The 25,950-nt window shown below is 68.3% G+C and carries 22 protein-coding genes and 2 pseudogenes; 17 read left to right on the top strand and 7 right to left on the bottom strand.

Translation table 11 applies throughout. The features are described 5' to 3' along the window. Nucleotides 1–37 precede the first annotated feature (37 nt). The 7 genes and pseudogenes from AB0M27_RS37110 to AB0M27_RS37080 all read left to right on the top strand — a co-directional run bounded on the left by AB0M27_RS37110 (nucleotide 38) and on the right by AB0M27_RS37080 (nucleotide 4,454). Nucleotides 38–388: a WXG100 family type VII secretion target gene (locus AB0M27_RS37110; RefSeq protein ID WP_351807080.1), complete on the top strand. Its 351-nt coding sequence runs from the start codon at nucleotides 38–40 to the stop codon at nucleotides 386–388. Nucleotides 389–465: 77 nt separating this feature from the next. Continuing rightward, the gene (locus AB0M27_RS37105; protein ID WP_351807079.1) at nucleotides 466–765 is read left to right on the top strand and encodes a WXG100 family type VII secretion target; all 300 of its coding nucleotides are present in this window, start codon (nucleotides 466–468) and stop codon (nucleotides 763–765) included. A 172-nt stretch (nucleotides 766–937) separates the two neighbouring features. Further along, complete coding sequence (locus AB0M27_RS37100; RefSeq protein WP_365728756.1) at nucleotides 938–1,864, top strand: serine/threonine protein kinase; 927 nt, start codon at nucleotides 938–940, stop codon at nucleotides 1,862–1,864. Between the two features lie 13 nt (nucleotides 1,865–1,877). Next, nucleotides 1,878–2,159 (top strand): hypothetical protein, encoded by a 282-nt coding sequence (locus tag AB0M27_RS37095; protein ID WP_365728754.1) that lies wholly within the window; start codon nucleotides 1,878–1,880, stop codon nucleotides 2,157–2,159. A 24-nt stretch (nucleotides 2,160–2,183) separates the two neighbouring features. Then, a pseudogene (locus AB0M27_RS37090) lies at nucleotides 2,184–2,987 on the top strand (serine/threonine-protein kinase); the annotation flags it as partial. Nucleotides 2,988–3,102: 115 nt separating this feature from the next. Next, nucleotides 3,103–3,519 (top strand): annotated as a pseudogene (locus tag AB0M27_RS37085) (PQQ-binding-like beta-propeller repeat protein); the annotation flags it as partial. Between the two features lie 368 nt (nucleotides 3,520–3,887). After that, nucleotides 3,888–4,454, top strand: coding sequence for a PQQ-binding-like beta-propeller repeat protein (locus AB0M27_RS37080; RefSeq protein WP_365728751.1), 567 nt, complete (start codon nucleotides 3,888–3,890; stop codon nucleotides 4,452–4,454). A 287-nt stretch (nucleotides 4,455–4,741) separates the two neighbouring features. Here AB0M27_RS37080 and AB0M27_RS37075 read toward each other — a convergent pair whose 3' ends face one another. The 4 genes from AB0M27_RS37075 to eccCa form a co-directional block, all read right to left on the bottom strand. Continuing rightward, a complete protein-coding gene (locus AB0M27_RS37075) occupies nucleotides 4,742–5,377 on the bottom strand; it encodes a hypothetical protein (RefSeq protein WP_365728749.1) in 636 nt (211 codons plus the stop codon). A gap of 67 nt (nucleotides 5,378–5,444) precedes the next feature. Beyond that, nucleotides 5,445–7,727: a DUF6571 family protein gene (locus tag AB0M27_RS37070; RefSeq protein ID WP_365728747.1), complete on the bottom strand. Its 2,283-nt coding sequence runs from the start codon at nucleotides 7,725–7,727 to the stop codon at nucleotides 5,445–5,447. Nucleotides 7,728–7,731: 4 nt separating this feature from the next. Next, nucleotides 7,732–8,193, bottom strand: a complete 462-nt coding sequence (locus tag AB0M27_RS37065) for a hypothetical protein (protein WP_365728746.1) — start codon at nucleotides 8,191–8,193, stop codon at nucleotides 7,732–7,734. A 256-nt stretch (nucleotides 8,194–8,449) separates the two neighbouring features. Then, the gene (eccCa, locus tag AB0M27_RS37060) at nucleotides 8,450–12,415 is read right to left on the bottom strand and encodes a type VII secretion protein EccCa (protein WP_365728744.1); all 3,966 of its coding nucleotides are present in this window, start codon (nucleotides 12,413–12,415) and stop codon (nucleotides 8,450–8,452) included. 336 nt (nucleotides 12,416–12,751) lie between these two features. Between eccCa and eccD the strand changes: the two genes are divergently transcribed. Then, nucleotides 12,752–14,260, top strand: coding sequence for a type VII secretion integral membrane protein EccD (gene eccD / locus AB0M27_RS37055; protein ID WP_365728776.1), 1,509 nt, complete (start codon nucleotides 12,752–12,754; stop codon nucleotides 14,258–14,260). Between the two features lie 71 nt (nucleotides 14,261–14,331). Here the strand turns inward: eccD and AB0M27_RS37050 are convergent, their stop codons facing one another. Next, on the bottom strand, nucleotides 14,332–14,658 hold the full coding sequence (locus tag AB0M27_RS37050) for a DUF397 domain-containing protein (protein ID WP_365728740.1): 327 nt from the start codon (nucleotides 14,656–14,658) through the stop codon (nucleotides 14,332–14,334). A 220-nt stretch (nucleotides 14,659–14,878) separates the two neighbouring features. Between AB0M27_RS37050 and AB0M27_RS37045 the strand changes: the two genes are divergently transcribed. The 6 genes from AB0M27_RS37045 to AB0M27_RS37020 all read left to right on the top strand — a co-directional run bounded on the left by AB0M27_RS37045 (nucleotide 14,879) and on the right by AB0M27_RS37020 (nucleotide 20,737). Continuing rightward, a complete protein-coding gene (locus AB0M27_RS37045) occupies nucleotides 14,879–15,097 on the top strand; it encodes a hypothetical protein (RefSeq protein ID WP_365728738.1) in 219 nt (72 codons plus the stop codon). Between the two features lie 182 nt (nucleotides 15,098–15,279). After that, entirely contained in the window at nucleotides 15,280–15,567 is a 288-nt protein-coding gene (rpsO, locus tag AB0M27_RS37040) for a 30S ribosomal protein S15 (protein WP_030619140.1), read from the top strand. A gap of 322 nt (nucleotides 15,568–15,889) precedes the next feature. Next, nucleotides 15,890–18,109 carry a polyribonucleotide nucleotidyltransferase gene (locus AB0M27_RS37035; protein WP_365728723.1) on the top strand — a complete coding sequence of 740 codons (2,220 nt, stop codon included), beginning with the start codon at nucleotides 15,890–15,892 and terminating at the stop codon, nucleotides 18,107–18,109. Next, entirely contained in the window at nucleotides 18,106–19,485 is a 1,380-nt protein-coding gene (locus tag AB0M27_RS37030; protein WP_365728721.1) for a pitrilysin family protein, read from the top strand. The genes AB0M27_RS37035 and AB0M27_RS37030 overlap by 4 nt, the downstream gene beginning before the upstream one ends. Nucleotides 19,486–19,518: 33 nt before the next feature. After that, nucleotides 19,519–20,271: a 4-hydroxy-tetrahydrodipicolinate reductase gene (dapB, locus tag AB0M27_RS37025; protein WP_365728719.1), complete on the top strand. Its 753-nt coding sequence runs from the start codon at nucleotides 19,519–19,521 to the stop codon at nucleotides 20,269–20,271. A 13-nt stretch (nucleotides 20,272–20,284) separates the two neighbouring features. Continuing rightward, nucleotides 20,285–20,737, top strand: a complete 453-nt coding sequence (locus AB0M27_RS37020) for a tetratricopeptide repeat protein (RefSeq protein WP_365728716.1) — start codon at nucleotides 20,285–20,287, stop codon at nucleotides 20,735–20,737. Nucleotides 20,738–20,860: 123 nt separating this feature from the next. Here AB0M27_RS37020 and AB0M27_RS37015 read toward each other — a convergent pair whose 3' ends face one another. Both AB0M27_RS37015 and AB0M27_RS37010 read right to left on the bottom strand, forming a co-directional pair. Continuing rightward, complete coding sequence (locus tag AB0M27_RS37015; protein ID WP_365728714.1) at nucleotides 20,861–21,421, bottom strand: hypothetical protein; 561 nt, start codon at nucleotides 21,419–21,421, stop codon at nucleotides 20,861–20,863. A gap of 88 nt (nucleotides 21,422–21,509) precedes the next feature. Beyond that, the gene (locus AB0M27_RS37010; protein ID WP_365728712.1) at nucleotides 21,510–21,746 is read right to left on the bottom strand and encodes a hypothetical protein; all 237 of its coding nucleotides are present in this window, start codon (nucleotides 21,744–21,746) and stop codon (nucleotides 21,510–21,512) included. Between the two features lie 169 nt (nucleotides 21,747–21,915). Here AB0M27_RS37010 and thyX point away from each other — a divergent pair, with 169 nt between their 5' ends. From thyX to AB0M27_RS36995, 3 genes are all read left to right on the top strand, one after another. Next, nucleotides 21,916–22,665: an FAD-dependent thymidylate synthase gene (gene thyX, locus AB0M27_RS37005; RefSeq protein ID WP_365728710.1), complete on the top strand. Its 750-nt coding sequence runs from the start codon at nucleotides 21,916–21,918 to the stop codon at nucleotides 22,663–22,665. Nucleotides 22,666–22,886: 221 nt separating this feature from the next. Further along, a complete protein-coding gene (gene dapA, locus AB0M27_RS37000) occupies nucleotides 22,887–23,786 on the top strand; it encodes a 4-hydroxy-tetrahydrodipicolinate synthase (RefSeq protein ID WP_365728708.1) in 900 nt (299 codons plus the stop codon). 155 nt (nucleotides 23,787–23,941) lie between these two features. Beyond that, nucleotides 23,942–25,627, top strand: coding sequence for a ribonuclease J (locus AB0M27_RS36995; RefSeq protein ID WP_365728706.1), 1,686 nt, complete (start codon nucleotides 23,942–23,944; stop codon nucleotides 25,625–25,627). The last annotated feature ends 323 nt before the right edge of the window (nucleotides 25,628–25,950 follow it).

Genomic DNA, 25,950 nt, shown 5'->3' with positions numbered 1-25,950 from the left:
CAGATCAACATCGGACACACGAAAGGCAGGGCCGATCATGGCCGGCGGAACGCAAAAGCTCCAAGATGATGCAGTAATCCGTCTGCAGAAGCAGATGCTCGAGAAGTACGAGAACATCCAGAAGCGCGTGCACGCGCTTCAGGGCGTCATCGACGGCCTCGAGGGCCAGTGGCAGGGTATCGGCCGTGCCGCGTTCGACAAGAAGCAGTACGAGATCAATCAGTCGCTGCGCAACATCGGCAACATCCTCGGCGACGTCATCGAGGCCATGACCACGACGCGCAACATCAAGGACAGCAAGGAAGACGAGGTCCGCGCGGCGGTGAACAAGATCGACCTCCAGGACGGCGCTTCCACCGTTCCGACGTCCGCTCTGAACTCCTACTGAGCCGAGCGACACACAGGACATCTGCCGAAAACCGGCGCACTGACCAGCTAAACACCAGCGAGACGAGGTAGACAGGCATGGCCAACAACGCTGAGGGCCTCTCAGTCACTTACGACGGGCTTGACACCGCGGCGACCAGCATCGGTAACCAGGCGAGCCAGCTCGAGTCGGATCTGCATGACCTGCGCGGCCTGGTGGTGAACAGCCTGCAGTACTGGGAGGGCCAGGCCCAGGGCACCTTCCACGAGAAGCTGCAGCGCTGGGACAAGGAAGCGAACGACATCCACCAGGCGCTCCAGGGCATCGGGCACGTCGTCGCCCAGTCCGGCGGTACGTACATGGAAGGCGACAAGAAGGCGGCCTCCTACTTCCAGTAGGACACGGCTCGCAGAAGCAACTCCAGGGTGGGCGCGCGCGGGAGGCGCCCACCCTGCCTGTTGTGCCGAGCGACAAAGGTCGAGCTGGTGAACCAGAGGGACGAAGAGTGAGCATGCGCGCGTCAGAGCTGGACCGAATACCCGAGGTACCTGGCAGATCGGCCCTTTCACGGTGGTCACGCGGCTCGACTCCGGCCTTCCCGCGCACACACCCGTCCCCGAGCACCGCTTCATCGCCCGCAGCACCGACGGCGACCGAACCGTACTGCTCAGCAGCCCCCTGGAAACGGTCGACCCGCAGCGCTTCATGGCCGAGGCCAACGCCTCCCGCTATCTCCTGGGTTCCTGCGTCCTCCCGGCTGTCGAACTCGCCTCCCCGGGCCAGCAGCCGTGGCACGCGCGTCCCTACGTGCCCGCGCTTCCGCTGCCCATCGCCCTTGCCATCCACGACGGCCCGCTGCCCGAGCGGACGCTTCGGGCACTCGGCCTCGCGCTGGCCGAGAACCTGGCCATCATGCACGGGCAGAACCTGAACCACGCCGGGCTCTGCCCGGCCGCCGTGCTGATCGCCGCGGACGGACCCCGGCTCACCTGCTTCGGGGCGATACGGGCAGCCGCGCCGGACGGTGCCGCGCGGCAGGAGGTGCGGGGGCTGGACCCCGGCGCCCTGCCACCCGAGCAGGCCGCCGGTGGGCAGCCGCGCCCGCTCGGCGACGTGTACGCACTCGGCGCGACGCTCGCCTACGCCGCCACCGGGTACACGATGCCGGAACGGGAGGAACTTCCGCCCGCCTTGCGCTCGCTGGTCTCGCGGTGTCTGTCCCGCGACCCGGCTCAACGTCCGCAACTCTCGGAAATAATCGATAAGTTGGCGGGAGACGTCCAACCGGACACTCCCGTCGGCTTCGCTCCGCCCTCGCGAGTGGACGCCTTCCTCGCCCCAGGTTGGCTGCCCGCTCGACTCGACGCCGCCATCGTCCACCAGTCGGCGTCCGTCCTGGCCGCTGAGGTGCAGTTGCCGACGCCGGTACCGGTGCACGCGTCTTGGCCGCACGGCGGAGCACCGTCCCCGGCCCCCGTAACCCACCCTAGCCACTGACGACAAAAACCCCATGCCGACTCCCCTCACCCATGACGATCCCGTTGCCCTCGGCCCTTTCCGGCTCATCGCCCGGCTGGGCAGCGGTGGCGTGGGCACCGTCTACGTGGCGCGTTCCGCCGGTGGTCGTACCGTCGCCCTGAAGACCATGCGCGCCGCCATCGCCACCGATCCTGCGGCCCGCACCCGGTTCCGGCTGGAGGTGGGCGCGGCCCGGGTCATCGGCGACCAGTTCGCGGCGAGGGTGATGGACGCGGATCAGCTCGCTGAGACGCCCTGGCTGGCCACGGAGTAGCTCGGACCCCCGCTCGATGAGGTTGTCGAGGCCGGGGAACCGTTGCCCGAGCAGTCCGTGCGGGCCCTCGGCGCCGCGCTGTGCTCGGCGCTCGGCCAGCTGCACCGGTCGGACGTCGTGCACCGGGACCTCAAGCCGTCCAACATCCTGCTGACCGCCTACGGGCCGAAGGTCATCGACTTCGGTATCGCGCGGGCGATCGGCGACGGCCAGCTTACCCGCGCCGGTGCCGTCGTCGATACACCGGCCTTTATGTCGCCGGAACAGGCGACCGGGCAGGAGCACGACGCGTCCGGCGATGTGTTCGCGCTCGCCGGGGTGCTGGTGTACGCGGCCACCGGCCGCGGCCCGTTCGGGCACGGGCAGGCGGCGGATCTGCTGTACCGGGTGCGGTACGCGGAGGCGGACCTCAGCCGTGTACCGGCCGCGCTAGTGCCGGTGCTGGCCCAGTGTCTGGCCAAGGACTCGGGGGCCCGTCCCACGACGGGTCAGCTCGCGGCGCAACTCCACGACGGCGAGGGCGAGTTCGCCGACCACCTTCCCCGCGAGCTGCTCGCGGACATCGGGCGGCGGGCCACCGACGTCTGGAAGTTGATGCCACAGCGGCTGCCCGCGCCGGCGGCCGGTCCGCAGGCCGCAGCGGGCATCACGGAGGCCGGCCGTCGCCCGTCGCGCCGCGGGTTCGTCGCCCTCGGCGGCGCACTCGCCGTCGGTGCGGCGGCGGGCGGAGGCGCGTGGTGGTGGCAAGGGCGCGCCGCGGCGCGGGGCGGCGGTGGCATGAACGGGAAGGCCGGCGGCCGCAAGACGCAGAACATCGAGCCGCTGTAGACGTACATGCTCGGCACCGTGGTCACGGATTGGTTGGGCGCGGTCGTCCCCCGCCCGATCGGCGGGATGATCGTCGTTTCCATGGGAGGTACGACAGCAGGCGTCAGTCCGGCGAGCGGAACCGGCAAGTGGGAGGTCAGCTCGGAAGAGAGCGGTTGGCAAGACCTCGTGGCGGGTGGCCGGCTCTACCGGCTCTCGATCGGGAGACGGCAGTCGGCTCCAGGCGCTGCGGCTGAGCGACGGAGCCGTGACGTGGAAGACCTCCACAGAACACGCGTACGGTCCACCGGTGCTCAGGGCGGGCGTCCTGTACACCGTGGGCGCCGGCGCCGGTCTGACAGCGGTGGACGCGCGCAGCGGAAAGGTGCTCTGGACCGAGCGGGGCGGGGAGGTGGACGAGGCATCCACCGCCTGGTCGCCCGTCCTCGGCACCCGCTACGCGTACTACAAGAACGGGTCCTTGCTGCGCGCGATCAGCCTGACGCACCAAAGGACTTCGCTGACGTACCAGACCAGCGGCAAGCAGTTCTAAGCGGACTGCGACCCGAAGCTGGTCCTCGGCGTGAACGCTTAGAACGTGACCGCCTATCCCCTCCAGTGACGTTACCTCGAAGCGGCGGAACACCGGCCACGCGGAACAGCGCATGACGACGGCCTCGCCGATCGGCCGCTCCCACCGACCTCCCCCGGGCAGAAAGACCCTCATGGCGTCAAGGACCCGTTCAACAATGACGTCCAGCCGACCGACCTCTGGGAAGTGCACGGCCAGGCGGACGCCTACTCCCGGACACTGCTGCCGATCGGGGACGTCATCGTCTTCGGCGTCGCGACCGGCGGCATCGCGGGATCCGACGTCACCCGCGGCAAGCGCCGCTGGAGCGCGCCTCACCTCAGAACGAGTTGCGGCTATCTGTCCCTCTCCGACCGGCTGGTCGTCGGCGCCGACGACAAGGCGTCCTACGGACCTTCGCGCCGTCCACAGGCGAACCCAAGTGGACGTGTCCGGCAGCGGAGGCGGCGGCGCTGCTCGCGGCAGACAACGACGCGGTGTACTTCGTGACGAAGGACCACCGGCTACGCGGCGTGAACCGCTTCGACGCCAGGATCCGCTGGACGGCAGCCGTCCCCATGAAGTTCCGCGGGCATCTGCTCGCCCCTGCCGTCGCCGCCCAGGGAAGGCTGGTCGTATCAGCCGTGGACGGCACCGTGCTCGTCGTGCACACCAGCGACGGCAGCACAGCATGGACCCATCTCGACCAGGACGAGGACCTCACGGTCAGCCCGACCGTCTACGAGGACACGGTGTACATCAACTGCAAGTCCCTGGACGCCCGTCGGCTCAGCGACGGAACGAGGATCTGGAACACCAGGCTCGACGACTATCTGACCGACAGGTACAAGTGGGGCCCTGCCACGGTCTACGCGGTTGCGTTGTATGTGAACGCAGGTACCGGCACCCATTGCTAGGGCAGGGGCAACGGCGAGGTGCTGTGGGGGGCGTTGCAGAACGCGAACTGGGGGGAGCCCCGTAGTACGGCAGGGCCACGCCGTCTGGACGCTCGGCAGCGCCGACACCGGCACTGGGGCACAGTTGTTGATCAACGCCGTGCAGGCTTCGGACGGAAAGGAGTCACGGAACTACATGGTTCCCGAGTCCGACTACACCCGCCCGGTCGCCGCCGGAAACCGCGTCTTCGTCATGCACGACAGCTCGGTCATCGCCCTTTCGACGTTCTGAGCCCCGGTGACGGCCATTACTGAGCGGTCACCGCAGTCGGAAGGTTGGCCTCCGTAGCGCACCCTGCTTCCTGAGCCAATTTGCGAGAAACGGAATTTAGGATCACCATTCGGTCCTTGTCGATACTGTCGCCTCGCATCTTGGCGGCAGCGGAATACAGCTCCGCCTTCACATATTTGGTATCGCTGATGTTCGAATCTTTGGATGGCGCTTTGGTGGCGCATCGAAAGAACAGATCCGCTCCATCGGGTCCTGCGTTCGCATACACGCCCAGAGGATATGTGGTCTGGTGGCTGCTGGATTCCTTTTTTTGTGTGGCCGAGGGGTGGCTGTTTGATGCCGAGAACCGGATCTCGAGGAGGGGCTCCCCGCTGTCGTCGCCCGTCTTGTAAACCCAGCATGCGCTTCGCTTCCGGTACTCGTCGTGCAGGTGCTCGACCGCGTTCCTCAAGGAGAACTTGCGCGGCTCACCTGCCTCATTGGCTCCTGTGCCTTCGTCGAACCGACTCGTGCCGGCCAGACGCTGCAGCGCTTCCACGGCTGCGGCGTCGAGCGTTCCATCGCAGATCGTGCCCGCAGCAACGCCCGTACCAGACGCCTCCTTGTCACCCTTTTTGGAGTTGTCTCCGCAACCGCCGACGAGTAGCGTCACAGCTGCGATAAAAAGGGCCGTGCTGCGCCTACCGTGTACTGACAGAGGTTGCATCTTCCATCCCTGATCAATCCTTGTACGGTGGCCGGCCTCGATAGTCGTTCTCATGTGAGCCGGTACCCAGATAGCTGCTCTTTACTTCTTGGACCCATTGCTGCTCGTCAGCCTTGTCTTTCGCCTGTGGGTGGTCCTTGAAGTACGAGTCATAGGTCGAACCAAGGTCGTCCACTCCTTGGCCGTAGAACTGGCGGCTGGTCATCTGCGACGGGACAAGCGGATCGGATTCCGCATCGTCCGTGGCTTTGTCGATTTCCTGGCCGAGTAGCGTGTTGGCCGCATCGGTGACCGTGTCCGCCGCGAGTGGGGCGATGAAGAGAGCGGCGGCCGTTGAGCCGGGGAGCGGGACGGCTGCCACACCACCCGCGACGACTGCTCCGACCATCAGTTTCTTCCAGTCGGCCGACCGGCCCAGCGCCTTGTTGGCGCCTTCGGAATTCTCGCCGTACGTCGTTTCTGCTTGCTGTACACGAGAGTTGTCCAGGATGCCGCGGGATTCCGCACCCACCGTCATGATGTCCCGCGCGTGATCCATATTCGCATCGCTGGTCGGCGGGTGCGCATCCAGCATGCTCAAGGTGTAGAAATGCTGGGCGGTCGTCACAACTTTGTGCGAGTTCTCGTCCTGTCCGAGAACGCTCAGGAAATCGATGGCTCCCTGGTTCCCGAAGTGTGCGCGCCCCGCGTACCGAGCAGGGAACTCGGCTTCGTCCTTGCCGTGGTCACCGATTCCAGAGAGCTCGTAATCGATGTCATCGATGTACGCACCGCCCATCTTGCCCAGGCTGTCTGCGAGTTCGGGCTGGTCGTGCAGCATCTTCGGCCCGTCCTGACCTCCGTAGAGGTAGACGACCTGCTCCATTACTCCCGCCGTGGCTGCGGTGCGTCGGTCGCCCGCCACAACGTCTTTCGCGCTGGCGTCGGCCGAGTACCCAGTGGTGGCTGCTTCGAGCGCGCGCCCCAGCGAGTCTCGTCCGGCGACGTAGTCATGCTTGCCGTCAAGAGTGGTGTCAGACACCCAGACGCGTTCCTTGGCCAGGTACTGCAGATGGTCGTTGACCTCGGAGTCCTTGTTGACGGTGTCACCGGTGCCGTCGGGTTGCGCGAAGAACTGCGTCGAGGCGTCCGGATTGTGGCCGAGCGCCTCCAGAAAGCCGGTCACGGGATCGCGGCCGCGGTCGTTCTTGTAGCCCCAGTAATTCAGGTCGCCCTGGTTGGCGTTGTTGACCCAGAGGTTGATGCCCTCGCCGTTGACCTTCTTGTCGTACGCTAGGAGCTTGTCGCCATAGTCGTTGAGGAACTGGTCGTCGTAGTCACCGAAACGCATGAGGTTGCTCATGACGGCGTAACCGGTCGGATTGCTGGCGTCGTCGATGCCGAGTTGGTCAGGGCCCAGCTTGATCATCTGTTTCTCCCAGCTCTCCATCTTGTCGCTGTCGGAGAGCGTGGCCAGACCGATCGTGGTCCCGAGGTTCTTCTGAAGCTGCTTGGCCTGCTTGGCGCGGTCGGGGTCGTACGTGCCCTGGTAGGGATCGGCGATGCCGGCCCAGAAGGTGAGCACCTTCTTGGGGCCTACCTGCGTGGCGAACTCCTCCGCGAAGAGGGGATCGTTCTTGTACTTGGCCAAGGTGGAGTTGAGCGACGCGAGCTCTGTGGTGGTCACGTCATGCGGGTTCTTCGCGAGGATTTTGGCCATCCGGTCGGCGTTCGCGACTGCCTCGGCAGCTTCGTCCCGGTTCTCGTAGTGGACGCTGGAGAACCCGTACTTGGCCTGGTCGACGAGAAGTTTGAGCGCCTTTGCCGCGGTGTTGTCGCTTTCGGTCGCCTTGTTGAGGATGCGCTGGATCTCGTTGCGGAGATCGGCGACGTCTTTCTGGCTGACCGCGCTTGTCTCGCCGCTCGGATCGGAGGCCCAGTCGGGACGGGGATTCCCGGTGACGGTGAACGTGCCGTGACCCGTGTCGATGACCGTGCAGTACTTGTACGGGGCGCGCTCGAGGGTGTCGTTCAGTTCGTCACGGCAGCCGATGAGTTCGCTGCGGGTGTCCTTGAGAATCTTCGTGATGGAGTCCGCCTGCGTGTGGGCGTCTGCGAACTCCTGTGCCGTTTTGTCGATGAACTCGCGGCTCACCTGGGCGTTGACTCCAGCCCAACTGGCTTTGTCGGCCGCGCCCTTGAGTTTCCTGCGGGCGTCCTCTTCCAGGGTCGCGAGATCCTTGGTCATCCTCTCCCAGTCGGTGATGGCCTCACCGAGCTGTGAGAAATTGCCATGGCGCAACACATCCAGATCCACTGCGTCAGCTGCCCTTCCGCGCGTCGAAGCCGTGGTCCAGCTGGGAGATGCTGCTCAGCGCGCCGGCGATGTAGGACTCGTCGGCGGTATGCTGGTTCTTGGTGTACCGCAGGTGATTGGAGATGTGGGCGCAGGCGTCGAGCAGAGTCTGCACCTGGTCGACCCAGTGCTCGGCGACGTGATCGAGGGCGCCACCGATGGCGAATCCCTGGCTCTTGAGTCCTCCGGCCGCCTTCATGGAGGAGAGGCGTGCGCCATCGCTGTAGTGGCTGAAGCCATTGAACAGCTCGTGCGCCGCGGAACCGATCGCGGCGAGGTCCTTCTGCTGAACGGTGAGGTCACCGCGGGTGCTTCCGCCGCCGCCTCCACTGTCGGGAGCCAGCTGGTTGAGGCGCATGTGTGTCGCCCCATCCTGCCGACGCGCCTGCGCGTCCGCCTTGAGCTGTTCCCACTCGTCCCATGCCATGAATGATCATCCCCCGCGCAGTGCCCGCTCGGTCATCGATGTCCATATGAACCGTCTGACACATCCCTCTGGATCGTCTAGCGCCGGTAAAAATAGCCGGACGCCGGAACGGACCCAGCGTCGCTGCCGAATACGCACAGGGCCTCCACGCCAGCCCTGCGCACAACGGCAAGATGCCGCGGACCGCACCGATCCGCGGCATCCAGAGTCGGGCCCACAGCAGCAGCCCGACAACGACTCCGAAAGCGAAGGCCTCCTAGGACTCCGCCAACCCCACCTGCACCATAGGCTTCCCCCGCTTCCGCGAGACGAAGATGCCCCGCCCCGCCGGCATCGGCCGCGGCCGTACTCCGCCCAGCAGTTCGCCCTCGGCCGGGTCGCCCGCGAGGACCACGCCCTGGGCGCCGAGTTCCCTGATGCGCTGCATGAAGGACTCGTAGCCGGCGCGGCCTGCCCCCGCTGTGGAGCGCGCGATGATGAAGCGGACGCCGACGTCGCGGGCGAAGGGGAGGAGTTCCGTCAGGCCCGCCAGCGGGTTGCCGCTCGATGTGGACACGAGGTCGTAGTCGTCGATGACGACGTACACCGTGGGGCCCCGCCACCAGCTGCGGTTGCGCAGCTGCTCCGGGGTCACGTCGGCCGTCGGTGTACGGCGCTGCATCAGGTCGGCCAGCGCGTCCATGTGGTGCTGCATCTGGTTCGACATGGGGATGTACTCGGCCAGGTGCGAGTCCGGGGTCACCCCGAGCAGCGAGCGCCGGTTGTCGACGACGAACAGCTTGCAGTTGTGGCCGTCGTAACGCTCGGTGAGGCGCTTGATCAGCAGCTTCAGCAGGTTCGACTTGCCGGACTCGCTCTCGCCGAACACCAGGAAGAACGGGTCCTGTTCGAAGTCCACGAACACCGGCTCGAGGTTGTCCTCGTCGAGGGCGAAGGAGATGCCCCGGTTGGGGAACCGGTCGCCCGGAGGGAGCTGGGTCGCCGGGAACTCGCGGGGCAGCAGGCGTACCTCGGGTGCGCCGGGCTCCTGCCAGTGCCGGGTGACCTCGGCCGCCAGCGCGGTCGTGGCCTCCGCCAGATCCGTGTCGGAGGAGAGGCCGTCGATGCGCGGGACCGCCGCCATGAAGTGCTGCTTCTGCGGGGTCTGGCCGCGGCCCGGCACCCCGGTGGGCACGTTGGCCGCGATCTTGCGGTCGATCTCCGAGTCCATCGGGTCGCCGAGTCGCAGCTCGAGGCGGTTCATCAGGTGGTCCTTGAGGTTCGCCCGGACCTCCATCGAACGCGACCCGGTGATGATCACGTGGATGCCGTAGCCGAGGCCGCGCTGGGCCATGTCCAGGACCAGCGGCTCCAGGGTCTCGTAGTCCGTGCGGAAGTTGCCCCAGCCGTCGATGACGAGGAAGACGTCACCCCAGGGCTGGTCGGTCACCGAGATGTCGCCGCGTGCCCGACGGGTGCGGAACTCCGCGATGGAGGAGATGCCCGCGGAGCGGAAGTACTCCTCACGTCTGGTCATGACGCCGTACACCTCCGCCGCCGTGCGCCGGACCTTCTCCGGGTCGAGGCGTGAGGCCACGCCGCCCACATGGGGCAGGCCGGCCACCGCGGCCATACCGCCACCACCGAAGTCCAGCCCGTAGAACTGCACTTCATAAGGGGTGTGGGTGAGGGCGAACGACGCGATGATCGAGCGCAGCAGAGTCGACTTGCCGGACTGCGGGCCGCCGATGATCTGCATATGGCCGGCCGCGCCGCCGAAGTCGAGCCACAGCGGGTCGCGCCGCTGCTCGTAGGGCTTGTCGATGAGGCCGACGGGGACGACCAGCCGGCCGGCGCCCTCGTAGCCGGGCTGGGTCATGCCGCGGCCGGGCACCGGGGCGAGGCCGGGCAGCAGCGCGTCGAGCGACGGCGGGCTGTCCAGCGGGGGCAGCCATACCTGGTGGGCGGCCGGACCCTGTGCCTCCAGGCGCCGCACGATCACGTCGAGGACGGTGTCGGCGAGCGCGTCGTCCTGCCGCTCGTCAGCCACCTCCTGGCGCTGCCTCGGGACCGGCGCGTACTGCACCGGCACCTCGGCCGCGGTGAAGAGGACCGGCCTGCGGTCGACGGGCAGTGGGCCGCCGAACGCCGCGGCCTGCTGCGAGCTCGTGCGGTACACACCGGAGACGTACGCCGCCTTGAACCGCTCCATTTCGTCGGTGCCGAACTTCAGGAAACCGGAACCCGGGACGTTCGGCAGCTCGTAGGCGTCCGGGACACCGATCGCGGCGCGGGACTCGGCCGCCGAGAACGTGCGCAGACCGATGCGGTACGACAGATAGGTCTCCAGGCCGCGCAGGCGGCCCTCCTCCAGGCGCTGCGACGCCAGCAGCAGATGCACGCCCAGCGAACGGCCGATACGTCCGATCTGCACGAACATCTCGATGAAGTCCGGCTTGGCGGTCAGCAGCTCGCTGAACTCGTCGATCACCAGGACGAGGGACGGGATCGGCTGCAGGGGGGCGCCGGCCGCGCGGGCCTTCTCGTAGTCGTGGATGTTGGCGTAGTTGCCCGCGTCGCGCAGCAGCTCCTGGCGGCGGTTCAGCTCACCACGGATCGAGTCGCCCATGCGGTCGACGAGGGTCAGGTCGTCGGCCAGGTTGGTGATCACGGCCGCCACGTGCGGCAGCTGGGCCATGCCCGCGAACGTGGCACCACCCTTGAAGTCGGCGAGGACGAAGTTCAGCGTCTCGGAGGAGTGGGTCACAGCGAGGCCGAGGACCAGCGTGCGCAGCAGTTCCGACTTGCCGGAACCGGTCGCACCGACGCACAGGCCGTGCGGGCCCATGCCCTCCTGCGCGGCCTCCTTGAGGTCGAGCATGACGGGCCGGCCGTCCTCACCGACACCGATCGGCACCCGCAGCCGCTCCGACTGCGAGCGCGGCCGCCAGGTTCGCTTCGGGTCGACCGAGGCCGCGTCGCCCAGGTTCAGCAGGTCCGTGAACTCCAGGTTGGCGAGCAGCGGTTCGTCGTCGTCCCCGCCCGACGCCACCCGCAGCGGCGCCAGTTGGCGGGCGAGAGCTTCGGCGGCTTCGTACGACAGGACGTCGGGCGTCCCTTCGTAGACCATGCCGTGCGCCGACTCCAGGCGCAGTTCCTTGGGCTGCACGATGACGGACAGGTCGCCCCGGCCGATGGTGAGGTCGCCCGGCACGACCTCCAGGACCGTCACACCCTGCATGCCCTCGGGGCTGGCCAGCAAGGAGGTCGGGGGCAGGGAGACGCCGTCGAGCACGACCACCACATGCGGCTGCTCGGGGACCGGGGGACCACCGGGGTGGAAGCGCGGGCGGCCCTGGAGACGGGTGGCGAGCCGGTCCTCCAGCTCCACGGGGTCGGTGGTGATCAGACGGATGCTGCCGGCGCCGTCGGCGAGGCCCGGGGCCTGCACGTGCGGCAGCCACTTGGCCCACTCCCACTCGGGCGCCGACTGGCGCTCCGAGACGACGGCGATGACCAGGTCCTCGGGGGAGTGCAGCGAGGCGAGGGAGGCGGTGACGGCACGGGCGGCGCCGCGCACGGTGCCGGGCTCGCCGCTGATCGTCACGTGGTAGAAGGCGCGCAACGAGACCGCCATCGGCAGCTCGTCGAGAGTGCTGTGCGTGGCCAGGAAGCGCTGCATGGCGCCCGCGGTGAGCGGCTCCAGCTCGTCCACCGGGCCGGTCTGGGGCGGGATCAGGGGAGTGGCCAGGGACTGCGGACCGAGACCCACGCGCACCTGCCCGAAGTCCTCGTCCCCGGTGCGCCGTTCCCACACCCGGCTGCCTTCGGCGACCAGCGCCCACAGTTGCTCCGGCGAAGGATGCAGGTAGTACTGCGCGTCGCGCTGGGCCTGCGCGGTGTCCAGGGCGGCACGCCGGGTCTGCGACAGATAACGCAGGTAGTCACGGCGCATGTCGGCCATCTGCCCCTGGTTGCCGCGCCGGTAGCGGACCAGCATCGAGATGCCCATGGCGACCGTCGAGGCCACCATCAGCAGGCCCATGATCTTCATGAAGGGCTGGGCCTGGGGATTGAAGAAGAACACCACCGACCCGCCCATGCCGAGCATGGGCAGGAGCTGCATCCAAGCGCTTTCCTGCTGGCCGCGCGGAAGTTCTGGCGGAGCTTGCAGCAGGACCTCGTCCGTGGGCACTTCCTTCGGCAGTGCCCGCGGTGGGCGCTTGACGACGATGTGGCTCACTACGCACCAATTCCCTTGCCGGACCGAGATTTTTCGTCCGCCGCCCCGTGTCAGGCGAACGTCGATCGCGAAGCGCGATCCTACTGACAACCACGGACAACGGCTGGCGGTAGGGTGCCGGTGAGACGCGTGAGCAGTTGCGAATCGTTCCGGGAAAACTCGGGCAATCCGCAACGGTTCGAAGGAGGCGCCTCCCCGCAAACCCCGGATGCGACCGCTCGGTTCACCGGTGGAGCGTGCGGCGCCGCACAACCTACACAGGATTTTTACGGGCGGAAGGTGCGCGGCGGCACCGCGGACCGCCCCACCACCGACGAGGGGGAACAGCAGGTGAGCATGACGGCCTCCGCGCCGGCCGGCGCGCCCGGCGGACACGGCACCGGAGCCCCTTCCGGGGCGGGCATGGGATTCGGCTTCTGCCGGGTCACCATCGTGGCGCCCGACAGCCGCATCGACGTGGCGCTGCCCGACGACGTACCAGTTGCCGACCTGTACCCGGAGATACTGCGCCTGTCCCAGCAGAGCCCCGCCGAGGGCGCTCCGGTCGGCTACCACCTCGTACGGCGCGACGGCACCGTCCTCGACGGCGCCCGGTCCTTCACGGCGCAACGCATCCTCGACGGCGAGCTGCTCACCCTGCGGCCGTTCGCCGAGTCGCTGCCGCCCGCCGTCCTCGACGACGTCTCCGAGGCGGTGGCCTCGGCCGTCACCCGCGACCGCACTCTGTGGAGCGGCGACCTCACCCGCGCCGCCGGCCTCGTCGCGGGCGGCATCCTGCCCGCGCTGCTCGCCTTCGTGGCCTGGAGCTCCCAGGTCCACCACGACATGCACAGCCTGCAGGGCATCGTCGCGGGCGTCACCGGCATCCTGCTGGTCACCATCGCTTGCGTGCGCGCGCGTGTGTACGACGACCGGGGCTCGGCGGTCGCGTTGGGACTCGGCGCCCTGCCGAACATCGGCGTGGCCGGTTCGGGACTGCTGCCGCTCGCCGATCACGAGGGCATCGGACGGCTCCAGTTCCTGCTCGCCTGCACGGCGGTCCTGGTCGCCTCCCTGGTGCTCACCCTGGTCTCGCCCGGCGGTGACGGACCCTTCGTGGCGTTCCTCTTCGCCTCCGCCATCGGTCTGGGCACCACCTTCATCGCGACCCTCACCGATCTGAGGCCCATCGAGACGGCCGCCATCTGCGCCCCGCTGTCCGTCGTTGCGCTGGCCTTCCTGCCGGGCCTGTCCATGCGCTTCGCGCGGCTGCCCATCGGCTTCGAACCGCCCAACCCCTCCCGCGGCGGCTACGACACCGGCGAGCCCGCCCCGCAGGAGCCCGTGGACGCAGAGCGGGTGGCCGCCCAGGCCCGGCGCGGCCACGAACTCCTCGTCGGCCTCGTCGGCGGCTGTGCCCTCGTCGCCGTGGGCGCGTCGATCGTCCTCGGCTTCTCCAGCAACACGTGGGCCCAGCTCCTGGCCCTCGCGACCGGCGTGGCCATGCTGATGCGGGCACACCTCTTCCGCTACACCGCGCAGGTCGGTGCCACCCTGGCGGCCGGCCTCGCCGCCCTCGTCTTCCTCGGCCTCGGGCTTGCCCTGAACCCGCCCCGGGGCTATCTGATCGATGCCTTCCAGGGCGACACCTCGTCGCTCGACATCCGCAGCATCTGGCTCGCCGCGGCGGTCGGCGCGGCCACCGCCCTGGTCACCGCGATCGGTCTGATCACTCCGCGCCGCGGTGTCACCCCCTTCTGGGGCCGCTTCCTGGAGATCGCCGAGAGCTTCGTCCTGCTCACGCTGATCCCGCTGGCACTGGCCGTGTTCGACGTGTACGCGCGTGCACGGGCGATGACCAGCTGAGGACCGACGCCGGGGATGGCACGGAAAAAAGGGCGGCACGCATGGTGCCGCCCTTTCTCACGTTCCGCTCACTACCCCCCAAGCCCCCCATTCCGCTCCGAAGGCCCCAGATCGAACTCCCCGTCCCGCGCCCCCAGTACGAACGCCCGCCACTCCGCCTCGGTGTAGCGCAGCACGGTGTCGTGGTCGAGGGAGGAGCGCATCGCCACCGCCCCGGCGGGCAGGTACGCGATCTCGACCCGCTCCTCGTGCGCCTCCGTGCCGGGCGCGCAGTGCCACTCCACGCCGGAGATGTCGAGCGCGTACAGCTCGTCCCGTTCCCGCTCCTTGCGCGCCTTGACGTCTTCCTGCGATTCCGGCGCCGGTGTCCCGGCGCTCGTGCCCTGTGTCTCGGCCATGGTGAAGCGGCCCCCTTCGGCATACGGACGGCGTTGCGTTGTCACCCTACTGGGAGCCCACGCACGCGTACGGTGAAATCGCCTGGTCAACGCCCGGAGGAGGGGCGGGCTGGACAGGCAGGGCGGACGGGCGGCCGCTTGTGCCCGGAGAGCGGAGGTTTCGTCACAGGCAGGCAACGGGCGTGCCCGTGACATGCCATGTCCACGTAAATTCCCGGGCATGAGCATGCCCGGCACTGCCCCATGGTCCCTCCCGTCGACCGACGTCCTCGCCCTTGGGCGCGGCCGGGGCGGCGGCTACCACAGCAGCTATCACGGCAGCTACCACCACTACGGGAGCCACGGATCCGGCGGCAGCGGCTTCGTGTGGATGGCGGTCACCGTCCTGGTCCTCGTGATCGTGGCCGTCCTGATCTGGAACGCCCAGCGCGACCGGTGACACGGACGGCCGAACCGTGCTGGTACCCTGAGTGACGGCCGTTTGTGTACGCACCTCCGGAGCCCTCTGAAAAGGCTCTGGTGGCCGCGCCCAGCGGATCCCCGCCTTCCGAGTAACGGAAGCTCCCCCGAGACGTAGACCGGGGGCACTCGGTGGCACTCAACAGACTATGAGGAGTACGCGTGTCGCTCGACGCCGCTACGAAGAAGCAGATCATCGCCGAGTTCGGTACCAAGGAGGGTGACACCGGCTCCCCCGAGGTCCAGGTCGCTCTGCTCTCCCGTCGGATCTCCGACCTGACGGAGCACCTCAAGACCCACAAGCACGACCACCACTCCCGTCGTGGCCTGCTGATCCTGGTCGGTCAGCGCCGCCGCCTTCTCCAGTACCTGGCGAAGAAGGACATCCAGCGCTTCCGTACGCTGGTCGACCGCCTCGGCATCCGCCGTGGTGCGGCGGGCGCCAAGTAAGACGCCGTGAAGGGAGCGGTTCCCCGAAGCACCCGGGGACCGCTCCCTTCGTCGTACATGCGGAAACGTGCGGAGTGTCACTCACGCTTTGTAGTGTGGTAGCACAACGCAATACGTACGACACAGAACGACGTACAACACAGAACGAGGAGAAGCGCACTTCGCCGCCGCCGGTCCTCGGTAGTGGCCCCCGGGGGGAAGCGAGCCCCGGGTGCTTCGATCGAAGACCGGCCCGCACCGCACGGCGCGCTTCTCCACCGCCGTCCCCCTGCCACACGGGCAGCCAAGGGACGAAAGACGATATGTAACGGAGAAAACGCTAGTGGAGAACGAGACCCACTACGCCGAGGCCGTCATCGACAACGGCGCCTTCGGCACCCGTACGATCCGCTTCGAGACGGGCCGCCTGGCCAAGCAGGCCGCCGGTTCCGCCGTGGCGTACCTGGACGACGACACCATGGTGCTGTCGGCCACCACCGCCTCCAAGAACCCCAAGGACCAGCTCGACTTCTTCCCGCTCACGGTGGACGTCGAGGAGCGGATGTACGCCGCCGGCAAGATCCCCGGCAGCTTCTTCCGCCGTGAGGGCCGTCCCTCCGAGGACGCCATCCTCACCTGCCGGCTGATCGACCGCCCGCTGCGCCCGTCCTTCAAGAAGGGCCTGCGCAACGAGATCCAGGTCGTCTGCACGGTCATGGCCCTCAACCCCGACCACCTGTACGACGTCGTGGCGATCAACGCCGCGTCCGCGTCCACGCAGCTGGCCGGTCTGCCCTTCTCCGGCCCGATCGGCGGCGTCCGCGTCGCGCTGATCCGCGGTCAGTGGGTCGCCTTCCCGACGCACACCGAGCTCGAGGACGCCGTCTTCGACATGGTCGTCGCCGGGCGCGTCCTGGAGGACGGCGACGTCGCGATCATGATGGTCGAGGCCGAGGCGACCGACGGCACCATCAAGCTCGTCGAGGGCGGCGCCGAGGCGCCGACCGAGGAGGTCGTCGCCGCCGGTCTGGAGGCGGCCAAGCCCTTCATCAAGGTCCTGTGCCGCGCCCAGGCCGACCTCGCCGCCAAGGCCGCCAAGCCGACCGGCGAGTTCCCGATCTTCCTGGACTACCAGGACGACGTCCTGGAGGCCCTGACCGCCGCGGTCAAGCCCGAGCTCGCCCAGGCGCTCACCATCGCCGGCAAGCAGGAGCGCGAGGCCGAGCTGGACCGCGTCAAGGGTCTCGCCGCCGAGAAGCTCCTGCCGGAGTTCGAGGGCCGCGAGAAGGAGATCTCCGCCGCGTACCGCTCGCTCACCAAGCAGCTGGTCCGTGAGCGCGTCATCAAGGAGAAGAAGCGCATCGACGGCCGTGGGGTGACGGACATCCGTACCCTCGCCGCCGAGGTCGAGGCCATCCCGAGGGTGCACGGCTCCGCGCTGTTCGAGCGTGGCGAGACCCAGATCCTGGGCGTCACCACCCTCAACATGCTCCGCATGGAGCAGCAGCTGGACACCCTCTCCCCGGTGACCCGCAAGCGCTACATGCACAACTACAACTTCCCGCCGTACTCCACCGGTGAGACCGGTCGCGTCGGCTCCCCGAAGCGCCGCGAGATCGGCCACGGCGCCCTCGCCGAGCGCGCCCTGGTGCCGGTGCTGCCGACGCGTGAGGAGTTCCCGTACGCGATCCGCCAGGTGTCCGAGGCCCTCGGCTCCAACGGCTCGACGTCCATGGGTTCGGTCTGCGCCTCCACCATGTCGCTGCTGAACGCCGGTGTGCCGCTGAAGGCCCCGGTCGCCGGTATCGCCATGGGTCTGATCTCCCAGGAGATCGACGGCGAGACGCACTACGTCACCCTCACCGACATCCTCGGTGCCGAGGACGCCTTCGGTGACATGGACTTCAAGGTCGCCGGCACCAAGGAGTTCGTGACCGCCCTCCAGCTCGACACCAAGCTGGACGGCATCCCCGCCTCCGTCCTGGCCGCGGCCCTCAAGCAGGCCCGCGACGCCCGCCTGCACATCCTCGACGTGATGATGGAGGCCATCGACCGGCCCGACGAGATGAGCCCGCACGCCCCGCGGATCATCACCGTCAAGATCCCGGTCGACAAGATCGGCGAGGTCATCGGCCCCAAGGGCAAGATGATCAACCAGATCCAGGAGGACACGGGCGCCGAGATCACCATCGAGGACGACGGCACGATCTACATCGGTGCCGCCGACGGCCCCTCCGCCGAGGCCGCCCGCGCCACGATCAACGGCATCGCCAACCCGACGATGCCCGAGGTCGGCGAGCGCTACCTCGGTACGGTCGTCAAGACGACCACCTTCGGTGCGTTCGTCTCCCTGCTGCCTGGCAAGGACGGTCTGCTGCACATCTCGCAGATCCGCAAGCTCGCCGGCGGCAAGCGCGTGGAGAACGTCGAGGACGTCCTCGGCGTGGGCCAGAAGGTCCAGGTCGAGATCGCCGAGATCGACTCCCGCGGCAAGCTCTCCCTCGTTCCGGTGATCGAGGGCGAAGAAGGCAACGAGTCGGACAAGGACGACGCCGAGCAGTGACGTCCCGTAGCTCCAAGGTGACGGCCCGCCCCTCTTCGGAGGCGCGGGCCGTCGCCCGTACCCAAACCCTCATCAAGGGCACCAACGGCATCGGCACGGTACGCAAGACCACCCTCCCCGGGGGCCTGCGCATCGTCACCGAGACCCTGCCCTCGGTCCGCTCCGCGACCTTCGGTATCTGGGCGCACGTCGGCTCCCGCGACGAGACCCCGGCCCTGAACGGCGCCACGCACTACCTGGAGCACCTGCTCTTCAAGGGCACGCGCGAGCGGAGCGCGCTGGACATCTCCTCCGCCCTCGACGCCGTCGGCGGCGAGATGAACGCGTTCACGGCGAAGGAGTACACGTGCTACTACGCACGTGTGCTCGACACCGACCTGCCGCTCGCCATCGACGTCGTCTGCGACATGCTGACCGGCTCGCTGATCCTCGAGGAGGACGTCGACGTCGAGCGCGGCGCGATCCTCGAAGAGATCGCCATGACCGAGGACGACCCGGGCGACTGTGTGCACGACCTGTTCGCGCACACCATGTTCGGCAACAACGCCCTCGGCCGCCCCGTGCTCGGTACGGTCGACACGGTCAACGCCCTCACCGCCGACCGCATCCGCCGTTTCTACAGGAAGCACTACGACCCCACCCACCTGGTGGTCGCCTGCGCCGGCAACATCGACCACGCCAAGGTCGTACGACAGGTCCGCGCGGCCTTCGAGAAGGCGGGCGCCTTCAACGGCCTCGACGCGCAGCCCATCGGCCCGCGCGACGGCAGCCGTACGATCCGCACCTCCGGCAAGGTCGAGCTGCTCGGCCGCAAGACCGAGCAGGCACACGTCGTCCTCGGCATGCCGGGCCTCGCCCGCACCGACGACCGCCGCTGGGCCATGGGCGTGCTCAACACCGCGCTCGGCGGCGGCATGTCCTCCCGTCTCTTCCAGGAGGTCCGGGAGAAGCGGGGCCTGGCCTACAGCGTGTACTCGTACACCTCCGGCTTCGCCGACTGCGGCCTGTTCGGCGTGTACGCCGGCTGCCGGCCGAGTCTGGTGCACGACGTGCTGAAGATCTGCCGCGACGAACTCGACCACGTCGCCGTCAACGGCCTCACCGACGACGAGATCGCCCGCGCCATCGGCCAGCTCCAGGGCTCCACCGTCCTCGGCCTGGAGGACACCGGCGCGCTGATGAACCGCATCGGCAAGAGCGAACTGTGCTGGGGCGAGCAGATGTCCGTCGACGACATGCTGGACCGGATAGCGGCGGTCACCCCGGACGAGGTCCGCTCGGTCGCCCGCGACATCCTGGGACAGCGCCCGTCGCTGTCGGTCATCGGCCCGCTGAAGGACAGGCAGGCCGCGCGGCTGCACGACGCCGTCGCCTAATCACCTCCCGGTCACTCCCTAAGGAAGCAAGAGATGAGCAAGCTGCGCGTGGCGGTCCTCGGTGCCAGGGGCCGGATCGGGTCCGAGGCGGTCAAGGCGGTCGAGGCGGCCGAGGACATGGATCTGGTCGCCGCCCTCGGCCGGGGCGACAAGCTCCAGACGCTGGCGGAGAGCGGCGCCCAGGTCGCCGTGGAGCTGACCACCCCCGACTCCGTCATGGACAACCTCGACTTCTGCGTGCGCCACGGCATCCACGCGGTCGTCGGTACGACCGGCTGGACCGAGGAGCGCCTCGCGCGGCTGAGGGGCTGGCTGGCCGAGTCCCCGGAGACCGGTGTGCTGATCGCGCCGAACTTCTCCATCGGCGCCGTCCTGACGATGAAGTTCGCGCAGATCGCCGCGCCGTACTTCGAGTCGGTCGAAGTCGTCGAGCTGCACCACCCGAAGAAGGTGGACGCTCCGAGCGGTACGGCCACGCGCACGGCTCAGCTCATCGCCGAGGCCCGCAGGGCTGCCGGTACGGCCCCGGCACCGGACGCCACGGTGACGGCGCTGGACGGCGCGCGGGGCGCCAGCGTCGACGGGATCCCGGTCCACGCCGTACGGCTGCGCGGCCTCCTGGCCCACCAGGAGGTGCTGCTCGGCGGCGAGGGCGAGACCCTGACCATCCGCCACGACTCCCTGCACCACAGCAGCTTCATGCCGGGCATCCTGCTCGGCGCCCGCCGCGTGGTGACCACTCCGGGCCTGACCTTCGGCCTGGAGCACTTCCTGGACCTGAGCTGAGACAGACTCCCCGATGCGCGCGAAGATCTCCTACCTCGTCACGGCCGCCGTCCTGGTCTTCTACTTCGTCCTGGTCGGCAGCCGCGGCATCATGCTCATCCAGTCCGGCACGGTCGTGACCGTGACCTTCGGGGTCGCGGTCCTGATCCTGCCGGTCATCGGCCTGTGGTTCCTGTGGAAGAACACCCAGTTCGTCCGCAGGGCCAATGCTCTCGCCGCCGAACTCGACGCCGAGGGCGGACTGCCCGTGGACGAGCTGAAGCGCCTGCCCAGCGGCCGGATCGACCGGGACTCGGCCGACGAGGTCTTCGCCAAGCGCAGGGCCGAGACCGAGGCGACCCCCGACGACTGGCGCTGCTGGTTCCGCCTCGCCGTCGCCTACCACGACGCCCGCGACACCCCCCGCGCCCGCAAGGCGATGCAAAAGGCCATCGCCCTGCACGACGGCAAGCCGGCCGAGGCCTGACGCCGGCAGACGGCGCCGTCGCCGAGCCGTGTCCGGCCCTTGCGCTGCCTTCAGGCGGCACCCTGCAGGTGCCGGTAGGCGATCCAACCCCGCGGCCGGCACCTGCACCCGGCACCCTTCGGTTCAGCCGCGCCCGCGGCCGTACTCCGCCGCCCAAGCCTCCACCGTGTCCGCCGCACGATCGAACGCGGCCGGGCGGCCCAGGAAGTCCAGAGTGTGCGTGGTCAGCAGCGGCGGCGTGTCCGTGGCCGGCCGGTCCTTGCGTATGAGTGCCAGCGCCTGCCCCTGCACCGTCCGCGGCAACCCCAGCAAGCGCACCGGCTGCTGCGCCGTTCGCACCGAGATCACCCGCGCCCACGGCACCGTACGCGTCACCAGGAAGCCGACGTGGCGCAGTCCGCGCCCGCTCACCCAGACGCCCATGCGCAGGAGCCGCAGCGCCCCGGCTATGACCATGAGCCCGGCTACCAGGATCGCCCCGGCGGAGGACACCGAGCGGGTCAGGGCTATGGCCACCGCGGAGAACAGCACGAAGGAGGCGAGCAGCAGCACCAGCGCCGCCACCCCCACACGCCAGGGGCCGGGACGGTAGGGGCGCCGCCAGCGCTCCCGGTCGTCGTACGGCAACGCGCTCTCGGAAGCGGCCTCGAAGGTGCGGTCGGCCGTCAGAAAGGACAGGGGCACGGCTGGTCCTCACTCGATGCGTGCGTGGCTGTGCCGGTGAGGCTATCCGCCGCTGTTCCCGCTCACCACCCTTGGGTGGTCGGAAGGGTCAGTGCCCCTGAGAGGCCTGGGACTGCTGTGTCGGCGTACTGGACGGGGTGGACATCGCCGGCATGCCGAGGATCAGGGCCCCCACCAGCCCGGCGACGAGGGTGAGTCCCAGCAGCCAGCGCCCGGCTATCTCCCCGAAGGACGCCCGCGGACGGGGCGGGGGAGTGACATTGCTCCGGAACCTGTCCGCCTCGGCCAGGGAGGCGAAGGGCACGGGCTCGCGCCGACGGAACATCGCGGGTACGTCTCCTTTTGGGATCGAACGAGTGGGCCTCACCGATACAGACGCTCGAGTGACACAAAAGGTGCCCATGTCGGAAAAAATCCGTGGTGGGATTTTTGAGGCCGGGTACTGCCGTGGCCCGGGCGGGTGCCCCGTAAGGTGGGCGCGAACCACAGCTGTGATGGGAAGGACCCCAACCCCCGTGACCACCCCCGAGTCGCTCACGTTCCGCAGTGACGTCACCGTCGAGCTGGTGAAGTCCAGCGCTTCGGACGCCGACGTCCTCTTCGCCGCGCGGGTCTCCACCGCCGGCGAGCAGTCCCTGGACGAGCTGAAGAAGGACCCCGAGCGCTCCAAGGGGCTGATCAACTTCCTGATGCGGGACCGGCACGGCAGCCCGTTCGAGCACAACTCGATGACGTTCTTCATCAGTGCCCCGATCTTCGTCTTCCGCGAGTTCATGCGGCACCGCGTCGGCTGGTCCTACAACGAGGAGTCCGGCCGCTACCGGGAGCTCCAGCCGGTCTTCTACGTCCCCGGCACCGACCGCAAGCTGGTCCAGGAGGGCCGCCCGGGCAAGTACGTCTTCGTCGAGGGCACCCCGGCCCAGCACGAGGCGGTCACCAGCACCCTGCAGGAGTCGTACGAGCAGGCGTACGCGGCCTACCAGAAGATGCTCGCCGAGGGCGTCGCCCGCGAGGTCGCCCGCGCGGCCCTCCCCGTCGGCCTCTACTCCTCGATGTACGCCACCTGCAACGCCCGCTCCCTGATGCACTTCCTCGGCCTGCGCACCCAGCACGAACTGGCCAAGGTGCCGTCCTTCCCGCAGCGGGAGATCGAGATGGTCGGCGAGAAGATGGAGGCGGAGTGGGCGAAGCTCATGCCGCTGACGCACGCCGCCTTCAACGCGAACGGGCGCGTGGCCCCGTAAAAAAGACCTACGAAGCCCTGTTCCCTCGCCCGGAACGGATGTACGGATCAGCCTCGCGAAGTGTCCGTATTGCGGCATTTAGAGAAGTTCATCTAGCCTGATCAAACGGACCCGGCACTGCTTGAACCCCCGAGCAGGCAGTGCCGGGCTCCGCATTTGTCCTGACTTTCCCGACCCCCCGAGGGCAGACCGCACAGGGAGCACCGAGTAGCGTGTTACCCATGGCTCCGACCTCGACTCCGCAGACCCCCTTCGGGCGGGTCCTCACCGCCATGGTCACGCCCTTCACGGCGGACGGCGCACTCGACCTCGACGGCGCGCAGCGACTCGCCGCCCACCTGGTGGACGCAGGCAACGACGGCCTGATCATCAACGGGACCACCGGCGAGTCCCCCACCACCAGCGATGCGGAGAAATCGGACCTCGTACGAGCCGTACTGGAGGCCGTCGGCGACCGCGCCCATGTCGTCGCCGGCGTCGGCACCAACGACACCCACCACAGCATCGAGCTGGCCCGCCAGGCCGAGCGCGACGGCGCGCACGGCCTGCTGGTCGTCACGCCGTACTACAACAAGCCCCCGCAGGAGGGCCTGTACCGGCACTTCACGGCCGTCGCCGACACCACCGGCCTGCCGGTCATGCTGTACGACATCCCCGGCCGCAGCGGCGTCCCGATCAACACCGAGACCCTCGTCCGGCTCGCCGAGCACCCCCGGATCGTCGCCAACAAGGACGCCAAGGGCGACCTCGGCCGCGCCAGCTGGGCCATCGCCGAGTCCGGCCTCGCCTGGTACTCCGGCGACGACATGCTGAACCTCCCGCTGCTCTCCGTGGGCGCGGTCGGCTTCGTCTCGGTCGTCGGCCACGTCGTCACCCCCGACCTGCGCGCCCTCGTCGACGCGTACGTCTCCGGCGACGTCGTCAAGGCAACCGAGATCCACCAGAAGCTGCTCCCGGTCTACACCGGCATGTTCCGCACCCAGGGCGTCATGACCACGAAGGCCGCGCTCGCCCTGCAGGGACTGCCCGCGGGCCCCCTGCGCTCGCCCATGGTCGAGTGCTCGCCCGAGGAGATCACCCAGCTCAAGATCGATCTTGCCGCCGGCGGGGTACAGCTCTGACAACAGACTTGGCACCACACGGGCTTCACAACTGAAGAACAACAGAAGAGACGGGCCACCGGTGCCCGCACCCCACAACGACAACTGCTTCTGCACGAACGTCTCACGCGCCACGTGCCCGACCGGTACGTGGCGCGTGTGGTGAGGAGAGTCTTTTGAGTCATCCGCATCCCGAACTCGGCTCGCCCCCGCCCCTCCCCGAGGGCGGTCTGCGAGTCACCCCGCTCGGCGGTCTCGGCGAGATCGGCCGAAACATGACGGTCTTCGAGTACGGCGGCCGCCTGCTGATCGTCGACTGCGGAGTGCTCTTCCCCGAGGAGGAGCAGCCAGGAATCGACCTGATCCTGCCGGACTTCTCGTCCATCCGGGACCGCCTCGACGACATCGAGGGCATCGTCCTCACGCACGGCCACGAGGACCACATCGGCGGTGTCCCGTTCCTGCTCCGCGAGAAGCCGGACATCCCGCTGATCGGCTCCAAGCTGACTCTCGCCCTGATCGAGGCCAAGCTCCAGGAGCACCGGATCCGCCCGTACACCCTCGAGGTGGCCGAGGGGCAGCGCGAGCGCATCGGCCCCTTCGACTGCGAGTTCATCGCCGTCAACCACTCCATCCCGGACGCCCTGGCCGTCGCCATCCGCACCCCCGCCGGCATGGCGGTGCACACCGGCGACTTCAAGATGGACCAGCTTCCGCTGGACAACCGCCTCACCGACCTGCACGCCTTCGCCCGGCTGAGCCAGGAGGGCATCGACCTCCTGCTCACCGATTCCACGAACGCCGAGGTCCCGGGCTTCACCCCGCACGAGCGCGACATCTCCAACGTGCTGCGCCAGGTCTTCGCCGGCGCGCGCAAGCGGATCATCGTGGCGAGCTTCGCCAGCCACGTCCACCGCATCCAGCAGATCCTGGACGCGGCCCACGAGTACGGCCGCCGGGTCGCCTTCGTCGGCCGCTCGATGGTCCGCAACATGGGCATCGCGAGGGACCTGGGGTATCTGAAGGTGCCCCCGGGGCTGGTCGTGGACGTGAAGACGCTGGACGACCTCCCCGACCACGAGGTGGTCCTGGTCTGCACGGGCTCCCAGGGCGAACCGATGGCGGCACTGTCGAGGATGGCGAACCGGGATCACCAGATCCGGATCGTCGAGGGCGACACGGTCATCCTGGCGTCGTCGCTGATCCCCGGAAACGAGAACGCCGTCTACCGGGTGATCAACGGCCTGACCCGCTGGGGCGCCAACGTCGTCCACAAGGGCAACGCCAAGGTGCATGTTTCCGGCCACGCGTCGGCGGGCGAGCTGCTGTACTTCTACAACATCTGCCGCCCGAAGAACCTCATGCCGGTCCACGGCGAGTGGCGCCACCTGCGCGCCAACGCCGAGTTGGGCGCGCTGACGGGTGTCCCGCACGACCGGATCGTCATCGCCGAGGACGGCGTCGTGGTCGACCTGGTCGAGGGCAAGGCCAAGATCTCCGGCAAGGTCCAGGCGGGTTACGTCTACGTCGACGGCCTCTCCGTCGGCGATGTCGGCGAGCCGGCCCTCAAGGACCGCAAGATCCTCGGTGACGAGGGCATCATCTCGGTCTTCGTGGTCGTGGACTCGTCCACCGGCAAGATCACCGGCGGTCCGCACATCCAGGCGCGCGGCTCCGGCATCGAGGACTCGGCCTTCGCCGACGTCATCCCGAAGATCACGGAAGCGCTGGAGCGGTCCGCGCAGGACGGTGTCGTGGAGCCGCACCAGCTCCAGCAACTCGTTCGGCGCAGCCTCGGCAAGTGGGTCTCGGACACGTATCGCCGCAGGCCGATGATCCTCCCTGTGGTCGTGGAGGTCTGACGGCTCGTCGGAGCATCACCCGAGCGGGGCGCCTCGATTTGCATCGAGGCGCCCCGCTCCAGTACGTTTACGGCTCCGCCCAACCGGGAACCCCAGCACTTCACGCGCTGGACACGGATGCCCGGAGCGGGTGGGAAAACCGACTCAGAACTTCTGATAAAGTCGGAACCGCCGGAAAGGAAACCGCGAGAAAACGCGGGGAACCTGGAAAGCACCGAGGAAATCGGATCGAGAAAAGATCTGATAGAGTCGGAAACACCGAAGGGAAGCGCCCGGAGGAAAGCCCGAGAGGGTGAGTACAAAGGAAGCGACCGTTCCTTGAG

It is taken from the genome of Streptomyces sp. NPDC052107 (assembly GCF_040680215.1).
Lineage (GTDB): Bacteria > Actinomycetota > Actinomycetes > Streptomycetales > Streptomycetaceae > Streptomyces.
The sequence above is the reverse complement of the archived record's forward strand: the minus strand, read 5'-3'. Positions and strand labels throughout refer to the sequence as shown.